The following is a 23,395-nucleotide window of genomic DNA, read 5'->3' on the forward strand; positions in this document are numbered from 1 at the left end:
GACGAGCGTGCGCTCGCCGAGCTGCGCCGCACGGGCAATCCGAGCCGTGCGGACGAAAAGCCGGTCAATACGATTCGGCCGGGCATGCCAGGCGTGCACGAGGACAACGCGATCCTGTTTCATGGGCCGGAGCTGTCGTTATCGGTCGATGAAGGCGGTAGCGTCAGCTATCGACGCGATGGCAAGGCGCTGATCGTGGATCGCGGTGACGCGGTCGACGTGCTGCAGGTCGATCGCGCGGCGATCGAGACAGGTCTGCGGCTCGCGCAGATGAAGTTCGGCCGCACGCTCGAGCTGGACGGCAGTGACGAATTTCAGCAGGCGGCGATCGAGGTGGCCGCCGCGGCCGGGTTGTCGGTGCAGTTCAGCAACGAGAATCTGAACCGTGCGTTGGCGGAGGCACGATCGTCGCGCGTCGCTCGACAACTGGCCGACGTGAGTGTGTCGCTTGGCATGCGTGACGACGCGACGCGTCCGGCACCGGCAGCGAACACAGCACCAGAGGTTGGTCCAGACGGCCCTCCGAAGCCGAGAGGCCCACGGGTATGACGACGTTGGATCGATCCTGCGCGGGCCAGTCGCGCCAATTTTCGACACAAATCGCTTATGGCGAGGAGCTTTCAGCGAAAAACCGGACGCACAAAAGAAAACACCCTGCTGGAAACAGGGTGCTTGTCTTGATGACGCTCAAACAGCCAACCGCAGGCGAAAGAGGCCATCCCGTGGCACGGATGTCCAAATTCTACCCCGCGCCGGTCGACTGTCAAGACGTCATCTGTGTCAACTCGTTTTTTTAAAAGAGGACCAGATGATTAGAACAACCGAGCGCGGGGCATGGCCCCGCTGTCCGGGCGCGGCGCGATTGAAAGCACCAGAATTCCTGGGCAATCGCCCAAGCAAATTTTTTTCGCGGATCGTGGCAATACGCTCGACCCGCCGAACCTTCCCGGCCACAGCTAGGATGTACCGGCCACCGGCCGGACTGGAGCGCGGACCCGCATAAGGCCGCGCCGTGGACTTCTCGTTCGCCGCATCGCTTCCGCCTGATCCACCCGATCAGGCTGGCGCGATCGCGCACGTCGACGACGCCACAACCGAACAGGATCTGTTCGGCGGCATCGTCTCGGCCGCGCGATGTGCGCATGCGGGACTGCGTGCGCAGGGCGCAGGCCTGAAGGGCGCACCGAAGCCGGCGGCCGCACTGCCCGAACGGATTTGGCCAGAGGACATTCCGCACCCGGCGCCGGCGAGCGCACCGAAGCTGCTGCGCGAGCTGAAGGTGCGCCTTGGGCGCTACCTCGACACACCGCAGGCCTGGCTGCCCCGGCTGAACATCGCGAACGGTAGCGCGCGCCAACAGCGCAGCGAGCGCCGTATCGCGTGCGTGCAGCTGATGCGCGCGCTGGTCAAGTTCTGTGATCTCGTGACGCTTCGCGTCGCGGTGCCGGGCAAGGATGGCTGGATCGACTTCACCCTGCCGTACCTGGCCGAGCAGGCGGGGCTGTCGGTGCGCCGCGCGGAGCGCGCGCTGCGGGATCTGATCCGCGCCAGGCTGATCAAGAGCCGGCCTCAGTGCGAAGTGCAGGAAACTGAGCAGGGCGTGCGTTATCGCGGCTTCGCCGCCATCAAATACCTGACGCCGGCGCTGTTCGAACGGTTCGGCCTTGGCAAGTGGCTGAACCATGAACGCACGCGCGCACACTTGCGTGCGCAACGCCGGCGCGACGCGCAACGCAAGCGTGATCGCAAGAGCGACGCGGCGGCCGCGCAGCTGGCCGAGCAACTCGGCGAGCAAATCAAAAACATCCAGTCGCGTGTGAAGCGTCGGCTGCAGTCGGCTGACGTCGACCGCCAGGCCGAGCTCGAGCGCGCCATTCAGCTGCGCATGGGCGAGCTGAAGATGCAATACCCCGACTGGGACCGCGATCGCTGCTACCGGGTCGCGCGACAGCAGCTGGCGCCGCCCGGCGACTAGGCAAACTTCCCCCATAAACGTGCACCTATCGCGCCAGCGAGGGGTGCGCTCGTCTGTGCACAGAATTCCGAGCGATTTTCGCCTCGTTCGCGCGCGAATTTGCGGCGCCGCACGCGGTTTCGCTGCGTTGTCGCGCCGTCGACCGGCGGAAGGTGTGGATAAGTTGCCTTAATTGTCGGGTCGGATCGTATTTAAGTGTCGGGACTTATTCAGGAGCTTTCTCTAACCACCCCAAATCGACCGGCGGCTATGCCGCCGCGTCACGCGGGCTACGCCCGCTTGCATGGGACACCCCATCGCACCACCATCTCAACCTCCGGCAGGCACTAGGCGCTACGGCGGCCTAGCGGCCACCGCACCGCCAAGTGCGCGGAAAAGATTTCGGGGCGCGTCCAAGGCCGCACCCCGAAATCACCGCGCTCGCGTGCTCGCCCGACTGCCCGCAAACCATATCGATATGCCACCGCCCGAGATGTCTGCAGGAGGGGGGCCTTCCAGGCCCCGGTGGCACAACCCTCTGTCGCGCCGTTACCACGGCGTCCGCTTTTCCGCGCGGGCGAAGCCCGCCGGGTTTCCAAAGGGGCTTTGCCCCTTTGGGCACGGATATGTGGGCGGAAACGTTAGTTTCCGTCTACATATCTATCGTGCCTGCGGACGCCGCCCTTCCGTTAGGGCGGTTTCAAAACCTAACAGTCCACATCACGGTCCATCGATCGCAGGCTGAACCGAACCAAACCATCCGGAATGCGAAGCTTTTCCATCGTTGACTGACGATTCGCAGTGGTTCTACGATCTGGAAATCACCTCTCACGGTTGATTTTCATGACCAGCCTTACGCTTTCTCAAGACATGCTGGGCCTCGCCACTGGAACAGAGCATCGTTCGAAGATGGCGCGGTTCCGCGAGATGTTCGATCAGGTCTGCGTCGCGCTCGATGCGGGCGTGCGTCACCTCGCGATCCGCGATGTGCTGGCCCGGCATGGCCTCGATATCAGCATCGCCACGCTCGACGTGATGATTTCGCGGGTACGTCGCGAACGGGCAATTCCGCTGCCACGCCACGCGCGGCAGGGCGCAACGCGGCCCGCCGCGCCGGTGCCAGCGACGGCGACGCCTGCCACCTCGGCACCGCCCGCAGTCGTGGAAACGCCATCGGCGGCACCGGCTGATGCGTCCGCAGTTACACCCGCGCCGTCAATGCCACCGCGTCAAACGCTTGAGGAGATGGCCGCCGCCTACGCCAAACCACTGGCATCGTTGCCCGCCGACTGGCGCACCGGACCGCTGACCTACGAACAGCGCAAATCGTTGACGCCAGCGCAGCGCCAGGAGCGCGAGCGCGCCAGCGCGGAGCAGTTTTTCCCGGATCCATTCAAGGGATGGAAGCCGGGACAACCGCTTTCGTCGTTGAGGTCGGTACCTGGTGCCGCGCACGATGGGGAATCGGGCAGCGCCACGCCTGACGATCCCGCAACCGGCACCGAGCCGGATCGATAGGCGCGAAAAAGCCGCACCGGCCAAGGATGGCGCGGGCGGCTCGATGGGGGAGTTGAACCTCGGGCAACCAGCCGGTTTAGGCGGTCAACGCATTACGCAAAACGTCAGCGTCCAGAAACGCACCGTGCTTCACTTCGAACTGCGGCGCGAACTTGTCGAACGTGATGACGCGCGCCTTTTTGTACGCCGTGAGAATCCTTTCGGCTTCGTCCTTGGTGAAGCCCTTTTCCATCACGAACTGGATGAATTTTTGCGTTGCGTTCATCGGTGTTCCCCTGTTTGGTTTACGTATTGGGGTTGAGGACTGTGTATATGATGAACGCCTGAAAGAGCGCGTCCGTCGGCTCGATGGTAAAAACCTGTCCACTGCATTGCGTCACTTCGAGCGCGCCGCTGTCGAGCTTCCTGACGGTCTTGACGCGATTCTGTGGCTTGATGGGAACGACGCGGGCTTGTGCATAGAGACGGTCGGTTATCGTGCTCATTGTCGTACTCCGAAGGTCATTCGATGTCGTGCGCCCGCCCGGTAGATTGGACCGGCGCACGGTGGTGGCTTACTCGTCGGCCGTCTCGTCGTCGGCTTCCGTTTCCTCCTCGTCGTCCGTCGCCTGCCAGATTTCCGGCTGCTCGCGATTGCGCAGCACCTCGGGCAACCAGCCGGTTTCGGACACGGCACGTTCGGCCGCACCCACCAGTTCGGCTTTTTTCAGCTTGTCGAGCGACGCGGCCGTCTCCGGCGTCGTGGCTTCCTTCACCACGTCAAGGATGCGTGCCTTCGGCACGTGCTGAAAATAGCTCGCGCCCGTCGCCTTCCAGTACGTCCGGTAATCGACGTCAAGCACATCGGCCAAGCGGTTGACGACGTGCGGGTGGTCGCTGTAGCTCACGCCGTCCACCGTGGCCGCCACGCAGAACGCGAACAGATCGCGCAGCGTGTCGCCCGTCTGTGCCATCAGCCAGCCGAACAGGTCGCCGTTCGCCTCTTTCGAGATTCGCGCACGCCAGAATTCGGCCTGCGCACCGTAGGCGATCCATGCGGGGCTATCCGCCATGTCGTCAGCGACTTTCACCAGCTTCTCCGATGACGATTCGGACTGGATGCACAGCATGCCGAGTGTGCCGCGCCCGAAATGACCCGGCAGAACGTCCGGCACCATCCGGGCCAGCAGCGTCACCAGCGCGATTTCCGGTCGGCGGCTCAATTCGAGCCGCACGATGGCCGTGCGGTGCGCCGTCAGGCGGGCGCACATGCTTTCGCTATGCAGCGGCTTCACCTGTTCCGGTGCCTGCGCCGCCCGTTGCAGTGCGCCGGGTGCTTGCGCGCCGAGCGCCTGACCGGCCGCTTTCATGTCCGCGCGCCGGACAAGCCCCATTTGACTGAACAGGACGCCATGCTGTGACACGGCGACGTATACGCCGGACACGGCCTTTTGCTCGGTCGTCCAGCTGGTGCACCGCTCATCGAAGGCTTCAACCGCTTCTTCCGCCGCTTGATGCTCGGATTCGAGCGCGTCGGTGTCGATGGTGTCGTCGTCGCTGTCGTAAGCTGCTTCGAGTGCGTCACTCGCGCGGGTCATTCGTGCTTCGAGTTCGGCGCGCTCGGCGCGCTCGTCGGCGCTCAATTCGCGCGGTGCTGCGCTCAAGGTTGTGCATGCGTAGATCAACTCGTAGTCGATTTTCGGGCTGATTTCCACCCACGACCAGCCATCAGCACGCAGTGCGTTGGCCGATTCTTCCAGCTTCGCGTGAACGAGGTTGTGCAGGATTTCCGGATTGACGAGGTAGCCGCCGCCGGTATCAGAAAACAGATCGCGGCGCACTTCGCCCCCGGCCGTCTCGTATGCCTCGATCCCGACAAACCGGGCGAGTGCATGCTCGCTCGACACCTCGGCGCGCGTGATGATTTCGCGCAGCCTTTCGGGCGTTCGCATCGACGGGTGGCCCTTTTGAGCATCGGTCCAGATTCGCTCTTGCTCGGCCGGGTCGGGGCAGAGTGCGAGCGCCTGCAACTGACCGAGTTGGATTTCGTCCTGGCGGAACGCCTCGAACAACACGGGCGACAGGTGCGCCAGCTTCATGCGCCGCTGAACCGTGAGCACGGAAACAGAAAACACCTCGGCAATGTGTTCGAGCGTGCGCCCTTCGGCGTGCAGGTCGCGGATGCCTTCGCACACGTCCGCAAGATGCATGTCCTCGCGCTCGGTGTTCTCCATCAGCGACATAAGCCGCGCCTCGGCATCCGTCACGATCACGACGTTAATCGGCGCGTCGGCCGACGCTTCGCCGCGCTCGACCAGCAGGCCGTAACCGGCCTTGCGGCGGCGTCCCGCGCACACGCCGTAGCTCACCTTGTTGCCGCGCTTCGCCTTCACTTCGTGGACGATCAGGTTTTGCATGATCCCGCCTGCGCTCTTGATTGCCTGCGCCATCCCATCCACGTTCAGCGGTGCGCCTCGCCGCACGTTGAACGGTGAATCGACCAGTGCCGAAAAAGGCACGGTGATTGCTGCACGGCTGCCGACGATCAGGTCGACTACGGCTTGCTGTTTCTGCTTTGCACTCACGGTTTAACTCCCGAATTCGGCCAAGCGGGATGCTCGGCCATGACTATATAATATGCCTTTAAGGCCGATATATCAAGATTAATTCTTGTATATTCGGCCTTAAAGGCATATACTGATTTTGTGGCCGGGCATCCCGCTTGGCCGAATTCGGGAGTTGTACATGAGCACTGTTGATACCCAGATTCAATCTACGCTCGTCATTGAAGAGCATCGTATGCAGTTCTTGCCGAGGCACTTTGGCCCGTCATACCTGCGCGGTGAAAACCTGATCTATGCGTGGGCGCGCCGATTGTCGCCGGAATACTCTGGTGGTCACTGGCTGTTCTTCGAGCTGGACAACGGCGGGTTTTACGCTGCACCCGCGAACGAGGGCGAACTGTTCGTTTGCTTCAATGAGAACAGCTACGAGGGGCACATGAGGGCTGAGGCGTTCGGCATCGTCGTGACGTTGTATGTGCTGTGCCGGATGGCGCACGACGACCGGACGGGGCGATTCACGAACGCCTACCATGCACTGCGCGCGTTCGCCCTGCAACATCCCGAAGCGCGTGAAATTTTCCGTGCAATCGACTGAGGGGACGGCCATGCAAACGCAGCGTTTTAAGGTCGTCGTTAAGTGCCGTGAGTTTCCCGTCACGGTTGATTGTTTCGTGCCCGCTCTGTCGGTCACGGATGCGTGCGTGGTGGCCGGTGACTGCGCGACGCGTCACGGTCTGTCTGGTGTCGAGGTGTTGGGTGTCGAGCGCGATCAACAGCCGCGCGGCGACGCGAACTGATACCGTTACTTCGTAACGACAAGGCGCTCCGGCCGAAAGGCCGGGGCGAAAAGGCATGGAATTCACGCTAAGCGAAGTTGAAAACGCCATCAATCATTGGCGCGACCGTTACCCGTCCGACGACGGTCTGACCGTCTGCAAACAGGCCCGCATTCTGGTCGAACCGTATACGTTGATGTTTATGGGGAAACGCGAACGCATCGCGGCGTCTGAGTTGACGTCGGATCAGGTGGCCGCTGTGCAGGGCGCATTGGCCGCGCTGCGCTAGCGCCGATGGGATAATAGGGGGCATAACCGCCCCCTGCCTACCGCTGTGTCGTGCGTATGGCGCGATGGCCGGGCGAACCCACCTTCCTGCAAGCTGGGGGCGTCAGGCACGAGCACGTATCGCGCGCGCCGCGCGCCCGGATTGAGGGCCACGGGGACCCGCGCCGGCTTTGTCCGGCGTGGGGAGAGGCCCGACCCGGAGCGAAGCGCAGGGGCAATCCGGTAGGGCATGAACGGACCGACGGCGGGGTCGTCAAGCCTGGTATGCGATCGCGTGGCGATCGCATACCAGGCGTGATTCCCCCGGCGCGCAGCGCTGGGGGCTGGATATTGGATGCGGGCCATCCCGACGAGATCTATTTGCAGAGAAACCTATGAGCAACCACATCATTGAGATTCGGCGCGAGTGCTTGCAGCCGGCGAGATTTTGGGCCCAGCCGAAAGGCGCGGAAGTCCAGGAGATACTTCGCCGGGCCAAGCTGACACCCCAGGTCGCATCGGAATACCTGGGGATCTCGACCAACAGCAACGGGCGCACTGTGCGCAAGTGGATGGCCGAAGAGGCACCGATTCCCTATTCGGCGTGGGTGCTGCTGTGCGATGCGGCCGGCTTCTCGCCATTCTGGCGGATCGACCGAGATGAGTAAGTGCCGGCCGCTCGATGCGGCCGGCACTTACTTTACGCGCGGCGATCGCACCGGCGGCGCCGGCGCGACAGTCAATTATCCGCGGGGTTTGCGACCGATCTTTCGCCCGGCTTCGTATGCAGCTGCGAGCGCTGCGCGAACGGTCCAGACCGCGACGCTATGAAAATCGAGACGATCCGATTTTCGTTCCTCGAGGGTCGAGATAAACAGATGCTCGCGCGCGATCGCCTCGAGCAACGCTTCGAATTCCGCGTGCGTCATCTCAATTCCTCCGCACGAGCTGGCCGACGCGAAAGGCTTCTCGCATTGCGTATGCGATATCGGCGACGCGGACTTCTTCGGGCGTGTACTCCGGTAGGTCCTGTTCGATGACGGGATGACCAAAGGTCGTCTCGGCGATCGCATTCAACAGCGCATTCACCAAATAGTTTTCCATGATGTGGTTCCCAGGTGGTGCCGGCCGCGGCGAGCGGCCGGCCGGTGAATCAGGTCAGTGGAACCGCACGGCGCCGTCGTGCTGCGCGAGCGCGAATGCGACGTACCAGTTGCGATAGAGTTCGGCGAACAAGGGATTGCGTTCGGCATCGACCAGGTGCATGAATCGCGAAAAGTCGTCGGCGAGCTTGCGCGCCGTCCGCGGCCCGATCGTGCCCATCGTTGTTGAGAAGTCGATCAACTCTTTGAACGGCCCACTGGATTCCGCGATCGCGCCGTTCGTGTGGCAAATCTTCTTGCCGCCCATCGGAATGGCGGGATAGTTGGCGAGCTCGGCGAGCTGTTCGCGAAAAATTTCGTGCGTGATGTAGGTGCCGACAGCGAACTCAAACGCGTTGCGATACCGAAACACGCGCGCGATATCCAGGCCGTCCGCGCGTTGCGGAAAACGCGGCGCCCAGTAGAGGCGCACCGTGAACACGTCGACCGGCTCGCGGTTGCCGTCGAGTCGCGGCGCGTCGAGTGCTTCCAGACCGCAATAAGCTGTGATGGTCAGTCCCATGATGGTCCTCTCGATTCGGTGGGGGTTAAGCCGCGATGGCATCGCGCCGGCCCAGTCGAGCGACGGCGGCCGCGTGATAGGTCGCGTCGAGTTCGATGCCGACATAGCGGCGGCCAAGCTGCTTGGCCGCTGCGCACGTGGTGCCGCTGCCGGCGAATGGGTCGAGCACGAGATCGCCCGGCTGAGTGAATGCGTCGATCACGGCGCGCATGCACGACAGCGGCTTTTCAGTGGGGTGAAGGCGGTTGCCGGAGTACTGCCACGGCAGCACGTCCGGCAAGGGCTTCGCCGGCAGCGCCGGCGAGCCCTTGGCGAGCACATAGGCCGATTCGTGCTGGTACTTCACGAAACGCGCCTTGGACGCGTAGGTCTTTGCAAACACGATGTGCCCGACGATGCGAAAGCCCGCCTTCTTCCACGCGCGGAAGAATTCATCGGTCTTGGTCCACCCGTAGAAGCTCACGCAAAGCGCGTCATCCTTGAGCACGCGGAACACCTGTGCGAATGCCGGTTCGAGCCAGTCGCCGCGCACGTCATTCGCGATCGAGCGGCCGGTGCGGTCCTGGTAGTTGACCAAGTAGGGCGGGTCGGTCAGCGCGAAGTCGATCACCGCATCGGGGATCGTGGGGAGAACGTCGAGACAGTCGCCGTGATAGAAGAAGTCCATGGTGATGCTCCATCGATAAGGTCATACCTGTGCCGCCCGGCAGATGACGGGCGGGGCGATGGATAGCGCGAGGGCGGTGGAATCCGCGTGGTGGTGGCTACCCGGCGCTGGCGAGCGCCGGAAGGGTGTCGGGAGTCAAGAAACCGTGGAATAAATGGTGGGCCTCCCGGCCAGGGAGAGCCGGCCGTTTATGCCGCGAAAGTTCTTGAAGGTCGTTCACCGTGCGCGACCATGCTGGCGCGCACGGTGAACGACCGGCTCCCGGCACCCTGGAGGCGATCGTTGGCGACGGGTAGCCACCACCCCCATCAGAACCGCAGAGGCCTTGGATGAGTGGACCGTGGCAAGCACGATGACGCGAACGGAAAGCAGGGTGTTTCGTTGCTGTTGGACATGAGAAAGGTGCGCGCACGCGTAGCGTGCGCGCACCTTTCGATCGCGAGTGTGCCGAAACGCCCCTCGGGATCGATTTATTGAGATACAGAAATTCCGCTATGCTGAGGACGTTTTAGACCGCGACGAAGAGATGTTGATGCGTGACTACAATCGGGTAAAGGCGATGGGTTTTGCGGGCGAATTCCGCCCTGGCGCGACGTTGTCGCCGGCGAGGCGACACGTATGACGCGCCGGCCGAACACGCGACGCCGGCCGCGCGGACAGATCGGCAAGCGGTTGCTGTTGCCGATGCCGCGGCAGGAGATCGAGCAGATGTCGCTGCAGTACCACGCGACGCTCGAGTCGATCCGTATGAACCAGGGCAGCGCTTTCGGGATGCGTGTGTTGCTGCAGATGGTCGTGCTGACGGGCTTTATCGACGAAGCTCGCAGGCACGATATCCGGGTTGAAGCGCTGGTGGCCGCGGAACGTGGAATCCGGGACGCCTTCGAACGTGGTGAGCGCGAGGGTGTATGGACGTTCGACGAGAAGACCGACGAGCTCGTCTCAATGCTGCTGGCGTGGCACGATGACCAGCTGCGTACGGCGCCACTCGCCGTGCTGATGGAAGCGGTCGAGCGGATGGACCGACTGATCGACGGCAAGTCGTTCGAGCGGCCGCCCACGCGCTTCACGCCGTGAGCGAAACAATCGGCGCGACTCAGTGCGCGCCGGTCACCGCGGCGATCACCAGCTTGGCGACGTGCCCGATCACGCCGAGGACGCCTGCAGCGAACAGCAGGCCCAGCTGGATCAGGATGGCCCACTTGAGGATTTTGCCCGGCACCGCGGCAAGCCGGTCGTACCAGGTTATTTGACGGACCATCACCACATACTTGTCCATGTCGGTCACCTTGAACAGGTTGAGATCGGATGCGCAACGACGCAGCATCACACAGATATAGATAGTGTAGTACAAAAAGTATCTGTGGCCGGCTGTTTTTGTGTAACGAAAAGTGCTATCGTCCTGCCCATGAAATCCACGAAACCTAGGATTGGTCGACCGCCGATTCCCGAAGAGGATCGCCTGATTGGGCGATCGATTCGTTTGACTCCTGCTCAATGGGCAAAAGTCGATGCGAATGGAATGGCCTGGCTGAGAAAACTGATCGAGCGCGCACGACCTACGAAGCCGGAGTGATGAGATGCTGATTCGCGAGCATGGCGGATCGATCAAGCTGCTACGCGCCGAGCGCCGTGTTGGTACGCGTCGGGCCCGGCAGATCGTGATTGGTGTTTTCCGTGCGCAGGAAGGTGTTCCTGCCGAGCTGCTCGAGCTGCTGGATCGGAACGAGCGGCGTGAATTGTCTGTATGGCTTTCCGCCTGGCGTGACAGTCAGACGATCGCACGTGCTCGAGCGGTCTTTGCTGGTGCACCAGCACGTCTGGATGAACTGGTCACCGCGCTGGATGCGGCTGCAGGATTACTGACACCGGCCGACGCCGATGTGTTGTGGCGCAAGCTTCAGGTGATCGCACGCAGCCTTCGCCGCGGTGGACATCCCCGCCCGAAGCGCGCGCCGTCCCAGCCTACGCCCTTGCCTGGCCAGCTGGATCTGATCGATGCGCTTGCCGATCTGACCGTTCCCGATGCGTCAATACACGATGAGCTGGCCACGTGATCTTCCGGAGCTCGAGCGTGCGTCACGGGATCTGTAGCTGCCCCTATCTGAACTGTGTTCGAAAGGGGCAGTTGGGTGGCCGCAGGCTTTGTGGGACGATGTGACGCGTCATGCGTGTACCGGCGTTTGTACGGATCGATTTCGACGATCATACTGCCTGTGTGATCAATACCGGTTCGAGTAACGGAATGACGGGAAAAAGGAAACCGCAAGAGACGACCCAGCAGGAGCTGCTGCGCACTGCTATGGCGGAGTTAGGTATGACGCGAGCAGAGTTTGCTGCGCGTATCTGCGTGCCCGTACGAACGCTGGACAAATGGCTCCTGGCTGCAGATTCGCTGGACGCGCGCGCCATGTCCGAGATGGGAAAGGCCTATGTTCGCGACATTCTGGAGTGGCATCGGAAAAATTCTTAAATATCCCCATTGGGGATATATAATGAATTCCACGCTTGCAACGTGTTGTGGTGCGTGCGATGTCGTTCGATCGCGACTACAACTTGATGATTCCCTTCACGGAGCAACTCGATATGCGAAAGAAAAGTGTAGTTGTGCTTGCGATGGTGTTGACGATCGGTGTAATTCAACCGGCGCATGCCGACCGATACTCTGGCTCAGTTGCCGCAGGCGTTGTCGCTGGTCTTGTCGGCGGGATCCTGCTCAGTTCCGCTATCGCGGGCTCTTCAATGTATGCAGGCCCGCCACCGATGTATGGGTCACCCGCGCCAGGCTATGCGCCGCCGCCTTATTACTATGCTGGGTCACGCTGTTACTGGACCAATGTGCAGGAGTGGGTCGGTTACGGTTGGTCGTTGATTCCACGTCAGGTCTGCTACTGACTATCGACTAGGCTTAGCCTGGTGGTGCCGCGCCGACTGGCGAACGCTTGAGCCCTACGATGATCTTCAGGATGCAAGCATGGGCAGATAACCTGCAGCGGCGTGGAAGCTACAATGAGCTCGTTTTTCGACCAACACCAGGTACCACCAGTAACGAAGGATCGCAATGACACCTACCCTAGCCGAAAACCTGATTTTTATTGTTGCGGCATCGATCGGTGCGACGTGGCTTTACCGGAAAGTCGTCCCGTACTTGTGGAGTCGCAAAAAGGGCGAGTCGGCTGTCGAGCACTTGGAACGCGTGCGGATCGAGCAGCAGGAAAAGCAGTCCGTCCAACAGAATCTCAACATGACGCCGAAGATGGCCTTGCGCGTGCGCCTCGTCAACTTCGGTATTCTGCTCGGGTTCTTGTGCTTCCTCGCGTTCATCGGACCTCGAGCTGGCCATCCATTCATGCAACATGTGACGCTGTACTTTGGCGCTTACGTCATCGTTGGTTGGGTGGCTTGCGCGCTCGCCAAAGTCGTGGCTGCAGAACGACTTGATGGACTTAACTGGGACGGCCGCCTGAATGTCCGGCTTTACCATGTGTGGCTTTGGCCGCTGAATGTTGTGAAGGCGATACGGGGCAAAAGCTAAGAGGAGTGGGCCTCCCGTGAGTCGAACACGGCACCGGCGGGTTATGAGCCCGCTGCTCTAACCACGCATGAGCTAGAGGCCCGCAGCGGAGATGCAAAAAAAGAAATGGAGCGGGCGAAGGGAATCGAACCCTCGTCATCAGCTTGGAAGGCTGTTGCTCTACCATTGAGCTACGCCCGCATGGTTCGCGGATTGATCCGCGAACACACTATCTTACTCGGTCATGGGAATCAGGAAGCGATCGCGGTTCTTCGCGTTTGCAATCCATTGGGGTGCTTTGCCGCGGCCGCTCCAGGTCGCGCCCGTTTTCGGATCCTGATACTTGGGTGCGATGGGAGTGCGCGCACCGGATGCCGCCGCGCGCCGGCGCCCGAACAGCTGCTCGGGTGTGATGTCGTATTCGGCGATCTGCGCGCGCATCGCTGCAATGATGCTGTCCAGTTCCGCGAGTCGTGCTTCTTCCGCCTGCTGTGCCAACGCATCAGCCTGCTTTTTCAGTTCGAGATAAGTCGCCATAGGGATAAAAGATTCTCGGTTGAACAACGAGCCACTAGGCTAGTCGGCAAAATCGGTCTGGTCAATACGATGCCGGCATAATCACGGATACCGTCGATTACCGGGCCTCTGCCCTAAAGGTTAGGGATTCAGCAAATCGAGATCACACCCCTATGGCGATCAAACTGACGCACGAAACGGCGCCCGACATTGCACGCAGGATCGTTGAATCTGGCGAATTCGCTGCGGGCCCCTTCCTCGGCGACGCTGGCTTGAACGCCTGCATCGAAGGCGTCGCATACAATCCGGATCAAGCCGCGCGGACAGGTGCATTTGTGGATTTCGAATGGACCGGACCGATCAAGCTCGGCGCGCATGCCGAACATGAGCCGAACGTGCTTTATGACAATCGGCCCTATCGTGCCTTCGTCTTCGTCTGCACCAACAGGCACCTGCGGTTGGCCGATGTGCGATTCAGTACGGGATTCTCGTGGAGGGATGCGGTCGACGTACCGTCCCGCCCTGCTGGCGGGAGGTTGCTCTCAGCATCGGCATGGTATGCATGGATGCTGTCGAGGTCGCCTGAATGGCTCGATGAGGCGTCAACGGAGCTCGAGCGTGCGATGTTGGCGCGTCTGGCGAAAAAGCCTCCTATATCGATAGTGCCACCGGAGGATTGTCCATATCTCTACGATCTTCGCGTACGCGGCCTGATCTAACAGTTGTTTTCATTATTATCGCCGGATGCGTCGAGGTATCGATTATTCTGATGCGAGTTCATTCCTAGGCGTTATCCATCCATGCCAGTTGTTCAAAAAGTGCCGTATTATGAAATCAAGTCGTCATCGATTCCATTTTCGCTGCCAAAGTGGAAGGAATATGCTGGAATTAACGGATGCGTTCCGTTGAATACATCGCAAGGGGTTTGCATGGACAGGCTTGCTCCCGGAGAGCCCAAGCCCTTCAAGCTTCCGGAGCCCAAGCCGGCAAAGCCCGAGACGACGAAAGCGCCGGAGCCTCCAAAGGCACCGCCACCCAAGCCGGCCCCGCCTCCCAAGTCGTCCGAGCCCGCCGACGCGGAGGATTGCGAGAATCCCCCTCCGTTTGATCTGCTGGATGTTCCCGAGGCGATGGAGCGGATGAGATGGCCTGTTGCGGCCAAGCTTGCCAGGCGATGGTTCAGCGGCCCGAAGCACGTTTGGGATGACAGCTTCAAAACGGACCAGCCGTTTGACAACACGATCGTGACGCTTGAGTGGGCGCTCAAGTTCGGGAAGGTCCGCGAGCGTTATGACGAGCTTATCTCGAAAAACATCTACAACGAGAATGCCAGAGCCCTTTTGCGAGATCGGCTACGGCATGTGGTGAAGGAAAAATTCGGGTCGTCGGTGGATTTTGATTTTCAGACGGTTGGCGACAAAGGCAATCTCGTCGAGTTCTGCAAGAAGTGGCAGTTTCAGCTGGTCAATGTGTCCAGCTTTGACACGACGGGAGGCCTCCCGTATGCGCCGACCGATTTGACCGCCGCCCTCGCGAACTTCAACATCTATGCCGCGATCGGGCGCGTTGAGTTTTCCGGAGACCGATATTACAAATACAATAACCATGAAAGGACGAAATCTTACTGCGCCGACTTGACCGCGTCCATAACTCATATCTACGTATACATAAAAGACAGCTATTCCTTCAATGACGGGAAGCCGCCATCGAGCAGTCAGTATTTGGGACACTGGAACAAAAGCGGCATGGTGATCACGAATGGCGGGAGAATCCGGGAGCTTTTGTATCGGAGCGGCGTCAACTCGAACCTCGGCAATTCACCCGACGTCGAATCGACGATTAAATGGAAGTATCTGATTGATGATTTTCTAGATAAGCCAATCGATACACGAAAAGGCGTCGTCAAGAAATTTAGAGCGTGTGACGTGCACTATCCCGTTTTCAACCGGACGTATAACGACTGGAGAAGCAAGCATAATCGCGGAGAGGATTTCGTGATATATTCAAACCTGCAATATCTCAAGTTGACCAATCCCATTAAGATCAGCCTCGGCGAAATATGCAGGTCACCAGAAAACATGTAATCGCGATTGCACTACTCTTGGTGCTGGCGATCCCGTCTCTTGCGTTACGGAAGTCATACGAAGGTTGCGAGAGCTACACCCAGGCTCTTAACGGCGGAACGAAAGAGTTCGCCGGCGAGAAGTACAAAATTGAGATGTGTGGGGCGCCTCGCTCTTTTGGCGATGGTGACGAAATTCGACTCCAGGTGAAGGGGCCGGCAGGGGATGTGCTGGCGGAGAGATACTTTGCGGTGCGCACAATTAACGATGCAGCACCCAGGGAGCTGGAGTACGGTGACGACAACATTTTCTACTACGACCAGTCGAAGTCGTCCCCGTTGCGCTTCATTTCCATGCCGCCTTCCAGGATGGATTGGTGGACGGCACGCATACCTTTGCTGCAACGACTGCTCGCGTTCTTTTCATAGGATGGCGACTCATCGGGTGAAGCGCTTAGGTCTGGCGATCGTTGCAGTGAGCTTGTTGGCCTGCTTCTCGCTCATCAGTTTTGGCGAGATCATGACTGACGATACCGATTGTCAGCGCTTCAACTACAACGCCGAGATGAATGGTGGAATCAAACAGGTCGACGGCACGACCTACATCATCAACATCTGCGGAAGTGGTGGGCGCAGTCATGGACTTTTTGCGGATCAGAATGAGCAGGTCAAACTCGTCATCACCGATGCGAATGGCTCGACGCTCGCCACGCGCCTATTTTTCGTTTTTTGGGACGGCCGGCCGGGTGAAGATTCGATCAAGATCCGCGATGGCAAATTGATTTACTTCGACGCGTCGGATCAGTACGACAGCATGCGTTCGATCTCGCTGCCGCCCACCGCGAGCGATCGGATCTTCGCAAGAATTCCGATTTGGCTTCGCTGAGAGCAGCCGCCCAGACAGCCATCTAACGGCTCCACCGTCGCTCGCCCCTACGCTGACGAGCCATCAGGCTCGGTCAGTCTTGATTTGCGGCAGCGCTTGCGGCCACGCAATCGTCAGGGAACAGATTGAGGCGGGACCGCAATCGCGAATGCGTATATTGATGTTGGTTATAGGCAACGAAGCAGCGGGTCCAATCACGTGCAATCACGAATCGACGGCTGTGGGCAAGTGCTGTCAGATTGATGATTTTCATCACGTTCGGCCGCGCGACGTCGATGTCTGACGCACCGAGCAAGGCCAGAGTCGGTGTGAGGGGAATATAGAAGTTCGCCGGTGTATCGGGTAGGAGGAATTCCCCCGCGTCCGGGCTCGCGTGGCACAAGCGCCACTCCAACGCACCATGCTCCCTCATCGCCATCATGATCCCAAATTCGATATGAAGCCCGGTGGCCTGACGACTCGGTAGCGAGTTCTCTTCGTCAATGTAAGACGTATGCCCCGCCTCCAAGCGCTCCTTAAAATCCCTGGTCAGGTCTGGAGTGCCGCGCCCGGCATTGAACTTGACTGCAGGTTCGGGATTATCAGCGTACTGCGCTCGCCCTTGCCATAGTGCGTAGAACCGCGTGATCAGCCGGTGATTCAAACTTAGCCACCGCGTGTCCCCCTTGATCAGCCGCTCGGCGAGTGACTGAAAATCGCTTTCGATGCCTGCACCGAATCCCCCTTCTGCCCGCTGATCCCATACATGGTTGGCGCAAAAGAGTTTGTTCCTGGCATCGAGGTTGGAGATGATCTTTTTTGCAGCGAGACTTAGCGCCGACAAGCCTGTTTCCGGATTGCGGAACCGCTCAATGCTCGCCCGCGGGAAAATGTGCTGATTTCGCGTCAACTGGTGCGGGTTTCCGGGTTGAACGGGCTCTGGCTTGTGCTTGGTCTGTTCCATGATTCAACGACGATCGTGTATACGGTCAGATCTGGCGCGTCAGTCTGGCGTGATACTTGGCCGCCTCGCGACGCATGCGCGCCTCTTCCGGCGATACGTAGATCGAGGTCGTGCCGAGCGACGCGTGCCCGAGCGTGCGTTGCACGACCTCGAGCGCGACGCCGGCGGCCAGCATCTGCGTGCCGACCGTGTGCCTGAACGCATGCGGCGACGTGCTGGCCAGCTTGCGCCGCTCGGCCTCGCTCAGATCCGGCATCACGTCGAGCAACTGCGCGATCGCCCACTGCGTGAGCCCGCGTGCACCGCGCACCGAGTAGCCGCCCGGCTTCGTTGGCTTCCCTTCCCTGTCGGCATCGACCTCGACGCCGAATTTCTCGCGCGCCCGCGGCGTCGGCGGCAGGATCAGCGGCGCAACCAGCGGGCCCGCCGAGTCGGCCGCGTCGAAGTCCAGGGCGCGATCGCGCCAGTGCGCGCGCAGCGCGTCGACGCACTCGTCGCTGATCGGCACGAAGCGCTGCTTGTTGCCCTTGCCGATCACCTCGAGTAGCCAGCTCGCCGGCGCGTCATCGTCGGCCGGCAGCCAGTGCAGCGTCGCGCGTTCGGCGGCCGCCGCCTCGGCGATCCGCAGGCCGCCGTCGCCCATGATCAGCAGCAGCGCGCGCGCGGCGCGCCAGCGGGGGCCGCTTGGGCCCTGCAGCTCGCCGCGTTCGGCCAGCGTCACGCGCACGCGGGTCCACAACGCGAGCGGCAACGCACGCTCGACCTGCAGCTTGCGCACGCGTCGCACGACGCTCGGATCGGTCACGGCTTGCCACGGGTTGCCGGCCAGGTAGCGTACCGCCACCAGCCAGGTGAACGCCGCCCGAATCGTGCGGATCGCATAACGTTGGCTCTCCGGTGCCAGGCCACCAGGCGCGAACGGCCGCCAGCGGCCGCTGGTGCGCGCGCCGGGCGGCCCGGTAAAGCGCTCACCCGGCGCAGCGAGAAACGCCTTGTACGCCTCGCAATCCTCGACCCGCATCGACGACAGCGCGACGCCGCGCTCGGCCACGCACCACAACACCAGGCGCTCGAGCTCCTTTTTGTAGACCCGTTGCGTCGCGGGCCGGTCGTCGTAGCGGTGCAGATACGCGCGCACCGCATCCAGATCGTGCGCGGCCGTCAGATAGGCGAACGTCCGCGCCCGGTTTGCGCCCTGCGCGCCGGACAACTCGACCGGCAGCGCCAGGCGCTCGAGCGGCGCGAGCTGGCCGGCGCCGGCAATCACGCCGGCCGACGTCGGCGCCAGTGTGTCGCCGGCGTCGACGTCAGGTTCGACCGCGGCGCCGATCGACGCGGCGTGCGTGCGCAGCCAGGCGACCAGCACGCGGGCCCGGCCCACGCCGATGCGCGGTACCGATCGCCACCACTGGCCGCCGCGGCGGTTTACGAAGGCGACGAGCTCGCCCAGCGTGTGCATTCCTTCGCCCGCCAGTCGCGCCGCGACGAGCGGGCGGAACCAGCGCCCGATCGGGTGGTCCGCGGCCGGCGCCGCGGCAGTCCACTGCCCGGCCACCTGCTCGATCATCTGCAGCGACACCGGCGTCAGGCGCGCCTCGCCGTATTTCTCGATCGTCGCCTGCAGGTGCGACTTCAGCACCGGCGAGCCGTCGCGCAGCGCGGCCGCGACCAGGTCGTCGCGCATCGTGCGCAGCAGCTGCGCGACGTCGACCGGCTCATCGGCGTCGGGATCGAAGTACAGTCGTTCGATCGTCGTGAGCGGCAGACCTTTCACGCGCGCGCGCAGCGCGGTGAATTCGGTGCGGCTATAGGTGCGCAACGGCAGCTGCGCCAGCTCTTGCGGACGATTGGCCATGATCAATTCTCGGGAATCGGTGACGCGATCGCGTCGGCCGTGGTGACGCGCTGCAGCTGCTCGAATGCGGCGAGATACCGGTGCATCGGTACCGCGGCCAGCTGCGCATCGAGCCGCGTAAGCACGTGCTCGATCGCCGCGCGCTCGAGATCGGTCAGCGCCCACGGCTCGCCCTGGTCGGCGCGCGTGGCGCACTGATTGACGGCCGACTCGGCCCGCCGACACGACGCCGGATCGGCCGGATCAAGGAAATACGCGAGGTAGATCGCGTTCAGGAGCGTAGCCAGTTGAGCGGCGTCGGCGTTCTCGGCGCGCAGCGCGGCAAGCGCCACATGGTGTTTCAGCTGGATCCGGCGCAGCTCGGCGGGCGGCAGCGGCAGTAGCTGCGCCCGGGTCAGTGGCCGGCGTCCATGGGGGGAAGCTTTTCTCATCGGCTCGGAAAATTCGACGACCGCACCTTGTCACAGCGCTCGCATTGATACGCATGGAGACCGCTGTCGTTCAGGATGTAGTGGTAATGGGTATGCTGCACCCAGCGATGCACCCCCATCAGACACGCTAATCGCTCCATCCAATTGCGAAACATGATGTCCTCCGGACCGGTTGTAGCATGCCGCTCGTGCGGCGCTTGGTTTAGGGCTGAACGGAGACCGGAGCCGCCCGTGCCGCAGCAAGCACGATCTGCCGGCATTGCTCGGCATCCGCGCACGCCCGATGACGGGTCGCGGGCATGTCAGCGCTGATCATCAGTGCTGCGTCGGCCAAACTGAGCCAGCGACCGGCCCAGCCGTTCAGCAATTCCATCGTGCATTCCATGCGCAGCGTCGGCAACGTCACGCCGTGGGATCTCGACGTCTGGTACAGCAAGCGCTCGTCGAACGCCGCGTGGTGGGCGATCAACAGCCGGCCCGCTACCAGCTCGGCCACCTGCGGGCCGATCGTGGTCCAGCTGGGCGCGCCGGCGACGTCCGCGTCAGTAATCCCATGGATCTCCGTCGCGGCCGCTGGTATCGGCATCGCAGGCTTCACGAGCGTGTCGAGCAGCACGGCGCCAGCGCGATCGAGAATCGCGATCTCGACGATCGCCGCCCGAAGATCGAGGCCGGTCGTTTCGGTATCGATGAACAACGGATCAGCGGCCAGCCACGCGTTCGCGGTGATGTTGAGGCTGCGGGCCGCGTCGTCCCGCTTCTCGCGGGCGACGTCCTCAAGGCACGCGTCGCAGCATCCGTATCGATCCAGCCATTCGATCGCCGTGCGCGCGCGGCATATCACGCATGGCCGGGTTCCGGCCAACGCCCGGCCGGCCGCGAGCGCCGCCGCTTGCGCGGGGCTCGGCGCGCGAGCCGCGCGCATCGGCACCGTCGACGCGGGATCGTAAAGGGCGATCCACGTATGCCCCTGCCAGTAATGCGCAACCGGTGCCTGGCCGCCGGCGAGATTGCGCCGTGCCTGCTTCAGTTCGGTTTTCGTCTGCAGCTCGACGGGCGCTGCGGCGCGATTCGGGTAGCGCATCGGGACGCTCTCAGGGTGCCTTGCAGGTTGTCACTCGAGCGTCGCGGTTTGAGCGGGCCCGAAGGCATCGGCCCAGCTCTCGTCCGTGACGTTGTCGAGCGTGGCAATCGCCGCCGCGCGCGACGCGTCGATGCTCGACGCCTCACTCTTCGGTACGTGCCCGCCCGTCAGCACGTCGGAAACCGTAAAGCACAGGACATCATCGAGCCCGACGATGGCATGAACGGCCCATGTCCGTCCACGGTGCTCGAACGGGATGCCGATCACCTCGACATCGCCGGTCCGCATGGCGAGCGTGAACACCACGCCATTGACGTACTGCGGTGCCGGTCGGGCTGGTGGCTTTTTGCGGGAAGAGCGGGCCATGGAATTAACTCCTGCAGGGAATCGACACGTAGAGTTCGGGCACCGGCGGCTCGCCAAGGACGAGCTCGAGGAAATCGCCTGCCGCCGCCGGGTGTTCGATAAACCGCTGCGCATAAGACGGCCGCGCAAACGCGACATCCAGCAACGCGCCCGATGCGCTGCGGATCAGCGAGTGCGCGACGAAACGTTGTTGTGCCCCGTCGCCACCGTCCGCGAGCCAGCCGCGCACCGGCGTGTCTCCGGGATGCGATTGCAGCCAGCGCACCACCTGCTCGTGGCAGCGATGCGGATTGGGAGGCCAATGCGCCAGCGCGCCGGCGCCCGCGTAACGGTCAATCGACAAAGCGTTCGAATAGTCGCGCGCGATTGCGTCGGCAAGCGTCAACTTCACGGTGGCAAGCGCGGCGTTACGGTCGAAGGCAGCGGTCATGATGCGCGGTGCTCCGGCGTGTTACGCCCGGACGATGCGGCCGCCGCGCTGACCAGATCCAGCAGCCGGTGCTCATCACGCTGCAGCGCTTGCCGTCCCGCGTCGTCGACGGTTTTTCGGGCGGCGTTCACGAAGCCGACCCAGTACGCGAACAGGCTGACGGCGGACGCATGCAGTGCCCTGCGTTCGGCATCGTCGCCGGTGGCTGCGGCGAACGTCATATAGTCGCGGATCTGGCGTTCGGCGGATGCGGTCAGTTCAGGGTACGAGACGGTGTAGTCGAGCACGTTGAAGTTTCAGGTGTTGAGGTTAGTGGAATCGGAGGTCGCCGCGGCCCGGATCTTTGCGGCCGCATGGAGCAGCTGCTGCGCAAGCTCCTCCGCCTCTTCGGCCGTCGCGAGAATCCGGAAATGCTGTTCGTTGTCGAGCATGCCAACAACGTCGAGCTCGATCAGCTGGTGGGCCTCCCACGCGAACACACGTGTCGTCGCGTGCACCGACGCGTCGCCACGGCCTTTCGTGTATCGAGCGGTGGTTTTCATCGCGTCTCTGTCAAAACCCGTACCGATCGTCGCCCCAGCGCCGCAGCACCTGGTAGTCGTGCTCGGGCAGCACGATCAGCCCTGCCTCGGCCGCCTCGAGCACGCGCGTCATCTGCCCTTCCTTGATCAGATTGCCGTGCAGGCCGTAGAAGTACCACGCGAAGCGATGGCCGATGCGCTCGTCGAACTGGTTGAGCTTGCCGAACAGGCTGTACGCGTCGAGCTTGCCGGTGTTCTTCAGTTCGGCCACCTTGCGCGTATGCGTCCAGGCCGGCACAAAATCCATCTGCCGCCCGCCGCGCTTGTCGTCGTAGTCGTCGATCTTGAGCGCCCAGCGCAGGCACACGCGTTCGCCGGCGCGGCCCGCGCTCGAGGCGGCCCAGTCGTCGAAGAACCGACGTCCTCGCCACTGCTGGCGATCGTAGCCGGGCGCAAGGTCGCGCACGGACACGATGCGCTCCTCACCGGTCGCCCGATTGGTTTCGATGAACTGCCGATCGCCGTCGCGCTGCCGGCGGAGCCGATACACGGCCTCGGCGACCTCCATGAAGCGCTTTACGTCAGAGACAGCCCCCAGACGATAGCGCGGCGCGCCGAGCAAGCGGCGCTCGAATCGTTCGATCGGCGTGCTGCACCAGCCGTTGCGTAGTTCCGCTTCATACGGCAGGCCCCAGGACGTATCGCGCGGGAACACCTCGCGCTCGACGAATTCCTGCTCCTGCCAGATCTCGAGCTGCACAAAGTTGTCCTGGTCGCCGCCGCGATCGTGGACGAAGTAATGCAGCACCGGCTCGATTTCGACCAGCCGGTAACCGGCCTCCTTGTGGGCTTCCCACACGGCGTGCGCCGAGCCGAGCGCGGCCAGCTGCGCGTCGATCCACGCGCGGTAGTCGGCCGCAATCTCGCGGCCGTCGGCGTCGATGATGCGCGCCGGCTGCGCACTGAATTCGTCGCGTGCCTTCACGTGGCGCGCGCCGCGAAACTCGGTGCGCGTCGCGAAGGCCGTCAGCAGGTCGGCGTGCTTCGGCGTCACGGGCGTGGTCGCGACGATCATCGCCAGCACGTCGGTCTGCAGGTCGTATTCCTTGCGCATCGCAGGGCTCCGTTTAAGTTGCGTCCGCAGCCGGGACACTGGCGGGATTCATCAGCGCTTCCAGTCGCGTGAAGTCGGCCATGAACGATTTTCGGTGATACCCATCGAGATGCTCAACCACCAGCGTGGTCCACATGCCGTACACACCGCTCGCGGCGGCCCGCTCGAAGCGAGCGCTGTCGACGTCGCCGGCGGCCAGATATGCGGCCGCGTCGGCCAGATGCTTGCGCATGTCCTGCTCGGCGTAGGCGGTCAACTGCGTGTAGCTCAAGGTTTTGCTCAT

35 protein-coding genes and 2 tRNA genes are annotated in these 23,395 nt (G+C 62.3%); 16 read left to right on the plus strand and 21 right to left on the minus strand.

What is annotated here, in order from left to right; genetic code table 11:
• From CFB45_RS37485 to CFB45_RS37495, 3 genes are all read left to right on the plus strand, one after another.
• A partial coding sequence (locus CFB45_RS37485; protein WP_306427053.1) for an LPD7 domain-containing protein occupies positions 1-549 on the plus strand: 549 nt, incomplete at its 5' end.
• A 601-nt stretch (positions 550-1,150) separates the two neighbouring features.
• On the plus strand, positions 1,151-1,975 hold the full coding sequence (locus tag CFB45_RS37490; RefSeq protein ID WP_256978556.1) for a Crp/Fnr family transcriptional regulator: 825 nt from the start codon (positions 1,151-1,153) through the stop codon (positions 1,973-1,975).
• 822 nt (positions 1,976-2,797) lie between these two features.
• Positions 2,798-3,472 (plus strand): hypothetical protein, encoded by a 675-nt coding sequence (locus tag CFB45_RS37495; RefSeq protein ID WP_144025285.1) that lies wholly within the window; start codon positions 2,798-2,800, stop codon positions 3,470-3,472.
• Between the two features lie 76 nt (positions 3,473-3,548).
• Here CFB45_RS37495 and CFB45_RS37500 read toward each other — a convergent pair whose 3' ends face one another.
• From CFB45_RS37500 to CFB45_RS37510, 3 genes are all read right to left on the minus strand, one after another.
• Positions 3,549-3,737: a hypothetical protein gene (locus tag CFB45_RS37500; protein WP_089430184.1), complete on the minus strand. Its 189-nt coding sequence runs from the start codon at positions 3,735-3,737 to the stop codon at positions 3,549-3,551.
• A gap of 19 nt (positions 3,738-3,756) precedes the next feature.
• Positions 3,757-3,957 carry a hypothetical protein gene (locus CFB45_RS37505; RefSeq protein WP_089430185.1) on the minus strand — a complete coding sequence of 67 codons (201 nt, stop codon included), beginning with the start codon at positions 3,955-3,957 and terminating at the stop codon, positions 3,757-3,759.
• Positions 3,958-4,026: 69 nt separating this feature from the next.
• Positions 4,027-6,036 (minus strand): ParB/RepB/Spo0J family partition protein, encoded by a 2,010-nt coding sequence (locus CFB45_RS37510; RefSeq protein ID WP_089430186.1) that lies wholly within the window; start codon positions 6,034-6,036, stop codon positions 4,027-4,029.
• Between the two features lie 160 nt (positions 6,037-6,196).
• Between CFB45_RS37510 and CFB45_RS37515 the strand changes: the two genes are divergently transcribed.
• The 4 genes from CFB45_RS37515 (at position 6,197) to CFB45_RS37530 (ending at position 7,726) form a co-directional block, all read left to right on the plus strand.
• On the plus strand, positions 6,197-6,610 hold the full coding sequence (locus CFB45_RS37515) for an antirestriction protein (RefSeq protein ID WP_179255155.1): 414 nt from the start codon (positions 6,197-6,199) through the stop codon (positions 6,608-6,610).
• A 10-nt stretch (positions 6,611-6,620) separates the two neighbouring features.
• On the plus strand, positions 6,621-6,812 hold the full coding sequence (locus tag CFB45_RS37520; protein WP_089430188.1) for a hypothetical protein: 192 nt from the start codon (positions 6,621-6,623) through the stop codon (positions 6,810-6,812).
• A gap of 55 nt (positions 6,813-6,867) precedes the next feature.
• On the plus strand, positions 6,868-7,080 hold the full coding sequence (locus CFB45_RS37525; protein ID WP_089430189.1) for a DUF3717 domain-containing protein: 213 nt from the start codon (positions 6,868-6,870) through the stop codon (positions 7,078-7,080).
• A 373-nt stretch (positions 7,081-7,453) separates the two neighbouring features.
• Positions 7,454-7,726: a transcriptional regulator gene (locus CFB45_RS37530; RefSeq protein WP_089430190.1), complete on the plus strand. Its 273-nt coding sequence runs from the start codon at positions 7,454-7,456 to the stop codon at positions 7,724-7,726.
• A gap of 75 nt (positions 7,727-7,801) precedes the next feature.
• Here the strand turns inward: CFB45_RS37530 and CFB45_RS37535 are convergent, their stop codons facing one another.
• The 4 genes from CFB45_RS37535 to CFB45_RS37545 are packed head-to-tail and all read right to left on the minus strand — an operon-like array spanning position 7,802 to position 9,390.
• Positions 7,802-7,987: a DUF6900 domain-containing protein gene (locus tag CFB45_RS37535; protein WP_089430191.1), complete on the minus strand. Its 186-nt coding sequence runs from the start codon at positions 7,985-7,987 to the stop codon at positions 7,802-7,804.
• Position 7,988: 1 nt separating this feature from the next.
• Complete coding sequence (locus CFB45_RS38860) at positions 7,989-8,162, minus strand: enoyl-ACP reductase (protein WP_144025286.1); 174 nt, start codon at positions 8,160-8,162, stop codon at positions 7,989-7,991.
• A 54-nt stretch (positions 8,163-8,216) separates the two neighbouring features.
• Entirely contained in the window at positions 8,217-8,765 is a 549-nt protein-coding gene (locus CFB45_RS37540; RefSeq protein WP_306427054.1) for a hypothetical protein, read from the minus strand.
• Positions 8,749-9,390 (minus strand): DNA methyltransferase, encoded by a 642-nt coding sequence (locus tag CFB45_RS37545; protein WP_089430193.1) that lies wholly within the window; start codon positions 9,388-9,390, stop codon positions 8,749-8,751. Before CFB45_RS37545 ends, CFB45_RS37540 begins: the two co-directional genes overlap by 17 nt.
• Before the next feature lie 618 nt (positions 9,391-10,008).
• Here CFB45_RS37545 and CFB45_RS37550 point away from each other — a divergent pair.
• Positions 10,009-10,467, plus strand: coding sequence for a hypothetical protein (locus tag CFB45_RS37550; RefSeq protein WP_089430194.1), 459 nt, complete (start codon positions 10,009-10,011; stop codon positions 10,465-10,467).
• Between the two features lie 19 nt (positions 10,468-10,486).
• Here CFB45_RS37550 and CFB45_RS37555 read toward each other — a convergent pair whose 3' ends face one another.
• On the minus strand, positions 10,487-10,744 hold the full coding sequence (locus CFB45_RS37555; RefSeq protein ID WP_144025287.1) for a hypothetical protein: 258 nt from the start codon (positions 10,742-10,744) through the stop codon (positions 10,487-10,489).
• Positions 10,745-10,970: 226 nt separating this feature from the next.
• Here CFB45_RS37555 and CFB45_RS37560 point away from each other — a divergent pair, with 226 nt between their 5' ends.
• The 4 genes from CFB45_RS37560 to CFB45_RS37570 all read left to right on the plus strand — a co-directional run bounded on the left by CFB45_RS37560 (position 10,971) and on the right by CFB45_RS37570 (position 12,925).
• Positions 10,971-11,447, plus strand: a complete 477-nt coding sequence (locus CFB45_RS37560; protein ID WP_089430196.1) for a hypothetical protein — start codon at positions 10,971-10,973, stop codon at positions 11,445-11,447.
• A gap of 110 nt (positions 11,448-11,557) precedes the next feature.
• Positions 11,558-11,863: a transcriptional regulator gene (locus tag CFB45_RS37565; RefSeq protein ID WP_306427055.1), complete on the plus strand. Its 306-nt coding sequence runs from the start codon at positions 11,558-11,560 to the stop codon at positions 11,861-11,863.
• A gap of 59 nt (positions 11,864-11,922) precedes the next feature.
• On the plus strand, positions 11,923-12,285 hold the full coding sequence (locus CFB45_RS38865) for a DUF5957 family protein (protein ID WP_144025288.1): 363 nt from the start codon (positions 11,923-11,925) through the stop codon (positions 12,283-12,285).
• A gap of 166 nt (positions 12,286-12,451) precedes the next feature.
• Positions 12,452-12,925 (plus strand): hypothetical protein, encoded by a 474-nt coding sequence (locus CFB45_RS37570; protein WP_089430198.1) that lies wholly within the window; start codon positions 12,452-12,454, stop codon positions 12,923-12,925.
• A gap of 6 nt (positions 12,926-12,931) precedes the next feature.
• Here the strand turns inward: CFB45_RS37570 and CFB45_RS37575 are convergent.
• From CFB45_RS37575 to CFB45_RS37585, 3 genes are all read right to left on the minus strand, one after another.
• A tRNA-Ile gene (locus CFB45_RS37575) sits at positions 12,932-13,007 on the minus strand.
• Positions 13,008-13,031: 24 nt separating this feature from the next.
• A tRNA-Gly gene (locus CFB45_RS37580) sits at positions 13,032-13,105 on the minus strand.
• Positions 13,106-13,138: 33 nt separating this feature from the next.
• Complete coding sequence (locus tag CFB45_RS37585; protein ID WP_089430199.1) at positions 13,139-13,441, minus strand: H-NS histone family protein; 303 nt, start codon at positions 13,439-13,441, stop codon at positions 13,139-13,141.
• 152 nt (positions 13,442-13,593) lie between these two features.
• Here CFB45_RS37585 and CFB45_RS37590 point away from each other — a divergent pair, with 152 nt between their 5' ends.
• The 4 genes from CFB45_RS37590 (at position 13,594) to CFB45_RS37605 (ending at position 16,368) form a co-directional block, all read left to right on the plus strand.
• Positions 13,594-14,139: a hypothetical protein gene (locus tag CFB45_RS37590; protein ID WP_089430200.1), complete on the plus strand. Its 546-nt coding sequence runs from the start codon at positions 13,594-13,596 to the stop codon at positions 14,137-14,139.
• An 81-nt stretch (positions 14,140-14,220) separates the two neighbouring features.
• Positions 14,221-15,504 (plus strand): DUF6402 family protein, encoded by a 1,284-nt coding sequence (locus CFB45_RS37595; RefSeq protein WP_256978544.1) that lies wholly within the window; start codon positions 14,221-14,223, stop codon positions 15,502-15,504.
• Positions 15,480-15,911: a hypothetical protein gene (locus CFB45_RS37600; RefSeq protein WP_144025289.1), complete on the plus strand. Its 432-nt coding sequence runs from the start codon at positions 15,480-15,482 to the stop codon at positions 15,909-15,911. Before CFB45_RS37595 ends, CFB45_RS37600 begins: the two co-directional genes overlap by 25 nt.
• 91 nt (positions 15,912-16,002) lie before the next feature.
• The gene (locus CFB45_RS37605; protein ID WP_144025290.1) at positions 16,003-16,368 is read left to right on the plus strand and encodes a hypothetical protein; all 366 of its coding nucleotides are present in this window, start codon (positions 16,003-16,005) and stop codon (positions 16,366-16,368) included.
• A gap of 73 nt (positions 16,369-16,441) precedes the next feature.
• Here CFB45_RS37605 and CFB45_RS37610 read toward each other — a convergent pair whose 3' ends face one another.
• From CFB45_RS37610 to CFB45_RS37655, 10 genes are all read right to left on the minus strand, one after another.
• Positions 16,442-17,311, minus strand: a complete 870-nt coding sequence (locus CFB45_RS37610) for a DUF4238 domain-containing protein (protein ID WP_089430204.1) — start codon at positions 17,309-17,311, stop codon at positions 16,442-16,444.
• A gap of 25 nt (positions 17,312-17,336) precedes the next feature.
• Positions 17,337-19,166: a phage integrase family protein gene (locus CFB45_RS37615; protein WP_089430205.1), complete on the minus strand. Its 1,830-nt coding sequence runs from the start codon at positions 19,164-19,166 to the stop codon at positions 17,337-17,339.
• A gap of 2 nt (positions 19,167-19,168) precedes the next feature.
• Positions 19,169-19,597 (minus strand): hypothetical protein, encoded by a 429-nt coding sequence (locus CFB45_RS37620; protein WP_089430206.1) that lies wholly within the window; start codon positions 19,595-19,597, stop codon positions 19,169-19,171.
• Positions 19,598-19,799: 202 nt separating this feature from the next.
• Entirely contained in the window at positions 19,800-20,522 is a 723-nt protein-coding gene (locus tag CFB45_RS37625) for a 3'-5' exonuclease (RefSeq protein WP_256978545.1), read from the minus strand.
• A 189-nt stretch (positions 20,523-20,711) separates the two neighbouring features.
• Positions 20,712-21,047 (minus strand): hypothetical protein, encoded by a 336-nt coding sequence (locus tag CFB45_RS37630; protein WP_089430208.1) that lies wholly within the window; start codon positions 21,045-21,047, stop codon positions 20,712-20,714.
• Positions 21,048-21,051: 4 nt separating this feature from the next.
• Positions 21,052-21,477: a hypothetical protein gene (locus tag CFB45_RS37635; RefSeq protein ID WP_089430209.1), complete on the minus strand. Its 426-nt coding sequence runs from the start codon at positions 21,475-21,477 to the stop codon at positions 21,052-21,054.
• A complete protein-coding gene (locus CFB45_RS37640) occupies positions 21,474-21,764 on the minus strand; it encodes a hypothetical protein (protein ID WP_089430210.1) in 291 nt (96 codons plus the stop codon). The genes CFB45_RS37635 and CFB45_RS37640 overlap by 4 nt, the downstream gene beginning before the upstream one ends.
• 9 nt (positions 21,765-21,773) lie before the next feature.
• Entirely contained in the window at positions 21,774-22,019 is a 246-nt protein-coding gene (locus CFB45_RS37645) for a hypothetical protein (RefSeq protein ID WP_089430211.1), read from the minus strand.
• A 10-nt stretch (positions 22,020-22,029) separates the two neighbouring features.
• Positions 22,030-23,112, minus strand: coding sequence for a hypothetical protein (locus CFB45_RS37650; protein ID WP_089430212.1), 1,083 nt, complete (start codon positions 23,110-23,112; stop codon positions 22,030-22,032).
• 13 nt (positions 23,113-23,125) lie between these two features.
• Complete coding sequence (locus CFB45_RS37655) at positions 23,126-23,395, minus strand: hypothetical protein (protein WP_089430213.1); 270 nt, start codon at positions 23,393-23,395, stop codon at positions 23,126-23,128.

Origin of the sequence: Burkholderia sp. HI2500 (assembly GCF_002223055.1) — a bacterium.
Classification (GTDB): domain Bacteria; phylum Pseudomonadota; class Gammaproteobacteria; order Burkholderiales; family Burkholderiaceae; genus Burkholderia.

Coding starts and splice junctions, on each gene's coding strand:
- CFB45_RS37495 (WP_144025285.1), top strand. CDS start 2,798: ATGACCAGCCTTACGCTTTCTCAAGACATGCTGGGCCTCGCCACTGGA.
- CFB45_RS37500 (WP_089430184.1), bottom strand. CDS start 3,737: ATGAACGCAACGCAAAAATTCATCCAGTTCGTGATGGAAAAGGGCTTC.
- CFB45_RS37505 (WP_089430185.1), bottom strand. CDS start 3,957: ATGAGCACGATAACCGACCGTCTCTATGCACAAGCCCGCGTCGTTCCC.
- CFB45_RS37515 (WP_179255155.1), top strand. CDS start 6,197: ATGAGCACTGTTGATACCCAGATTCAATCTACGCTCGTCATTGAAGAG.
- CFB45_RS37520 (WP_089430188.1), top strand. CDS start 6,621: ATGCAAACGCAGCGTTTTAAGGTCGTCGTTAAGTGCCGTGAGTTTCCC.
- CFB45_RS37525 (WP_089430189.1), top strand. CDS start 6,868: ATGGAATTCACGCTAAGCGAAGTTGAAAACGCCATCAATCATTGGCGC.
- CFB45_RS37530 (WP_089430190.1), top strand. CDS start 7,454: ATGAGCAACCACATCATTGAGATTCGGCGCGAGTGCTTGCAGCCGGCG.
- CFB45_RS37535 (WP_089430191.1), bottom strand. CDS start 7,987: ATGACGCACGCGGAATTCGAAGCGTTGCTCGAGGCGATCGCGCGCGAG.
- CFB45_RS38860 (WP_144025286.1), bottom strand. CDS start 8,162: ATGGAAAACTATTTGGTGAATGCGCTGTTGAATGCGATCGCCGAGACG.
- CFB45_RS37540 (WP_306427054.1), bottom strand. CDS start 8,765: ATGCCATCGCGGCTTAACCCCCACCGAATCGAGAGGACCATCATGGGA.
- CFB45_RS37545 (WP_089430193.1), bottom strand. CDS start 9,390: ATGGACTTCTTCTATCACGGCGACTGTCTCGACGTTCTCCCCACGATC.
- CFB45_RS37550 (WP_089430194.1), top strand. CDS start 10,009: ATGACGCGCCGGCCGAACACGCGACGCCGGCCGCGCGGACAGATCGGC.
- CFB45_RS37560 (WP_089430196.1), top strand. CDS start 10,971: ATGCTGATTCGCGAGCATGGCGGATCGATCAAGCTGCTACGCGCCGAG.
- CFB45_RS37565 (WP_306427055.1), top strand. CDS start 11,558: ATGCGTGTACCGGCGTTTGTACGGATCGATTTCGACGATCATACTGCC.
- CFB45_RS38865 (WP_144025288.1), top strand. CDS start 11,923: ATGTCGTTCGATCGCGACTACAACTTGATGATTCCCTTCACGGAGCAA.
- CFB45_RS37570 (WP_089430198.1), top strand. CDS start 12,452: ATGACACCTACCCTAGCCGAAAACCTGATTTTTATTGTTGCGGCATCG.
- CFB45_RS37585 (WP_089430199.1), bottom strand. CDS start 13,441: ATGGCGACTTATCTCGAACTGAAAAAGCAGGCTGATGCGTTGGCACAG.
- CFB45_RS37590 (WP_089430200.1), top strand. CDS start 13,594: ATGGCGATCAAACTGACGCACGAAACGGCGCCCGACATTGCACGCAGG.
- CFB45_RS37595 (WP_256978544.1), top strand. CDS start 14,221: ATGCCAGTTGTTCAAAAAGTGCCGTATTATGAAATCAAGTCGTCATCG.
- CFB45_RS37600 (WP_144025289.1), top strand. CDS start 15,480: ATGCAGGTCACCAGAAAACATGTAATCGCGATTGCACTACTCTTGGTG.
- CFB45_RS37605 (WP_144025290.1), top strand. CDS start 16,003: ATGACTGACGATACCGATTGTCAGCGCTTCAACTACAACGCCGAGATG.
- CFB45_RS37610 (WP_089430204.1), bottom strand. CDS start 17,311: ATGGAACAGACCAAGCACAAGCCAGAGCCCGTTCAACCCGGAAACCCG.
- CFB45_RS37615 (WP_089430205.1), bottom strand. CDS start 19,166: ATGGCCAATCGTCCGCAAGAGCTGGCGCAGCTGCCGTTGCGCACCTAT.
- CFB45_RS37620 (WP_089430206.1), bottom strand. CDS start 19,597: ATGAGAAAAGCTTCCCCCCATGGACGCCGGCCACTGACCCGGGCGCAG.
- CFB45_RS37625 (WP_256978545.1), bottom strand. CDS start 20,522: ATGCGCGCGGCTCGCGCGCCGAGCCCCGCGCAAGCGGCGGCGCTCGCG.
- CFB45_RS37630 (WP_089430208.1), bottom strand. CDS start 21,047: ATGGCCCGCTCTTCCCGCAAAAAGCCACCAGCCCGACCGGCACCGCAG.
- CFB45_RS37635 (WP_089430209.1), bottom strand. CDS start 21,477: ATGACCGCTGCCTTCGACCGTAACGCCGCGCTTGCCACCGTGAAGTTG.
- CFB45_RS37645 (WP_089430211.1), bottom strand. CDS start 22,019: ATGAAAACCACCGCTCGATACACGAAAGGCCGTGGCGACGCGTCGGTG.
- CFB45_RS37650 (WP_089430212.1), bottom strand. CDS start 23,112: ATGCGCAAGGAATACGACCTGCAGACCGACGTGCTGGCGATGATCGTC.
- CFB45_RS37655 (WP_089430213.1), bottom strand. CDS start 23,395: ATGAGCAAAACCTTGAGCTACACGCAGTTGACCGCCTACGCCGAGCAG.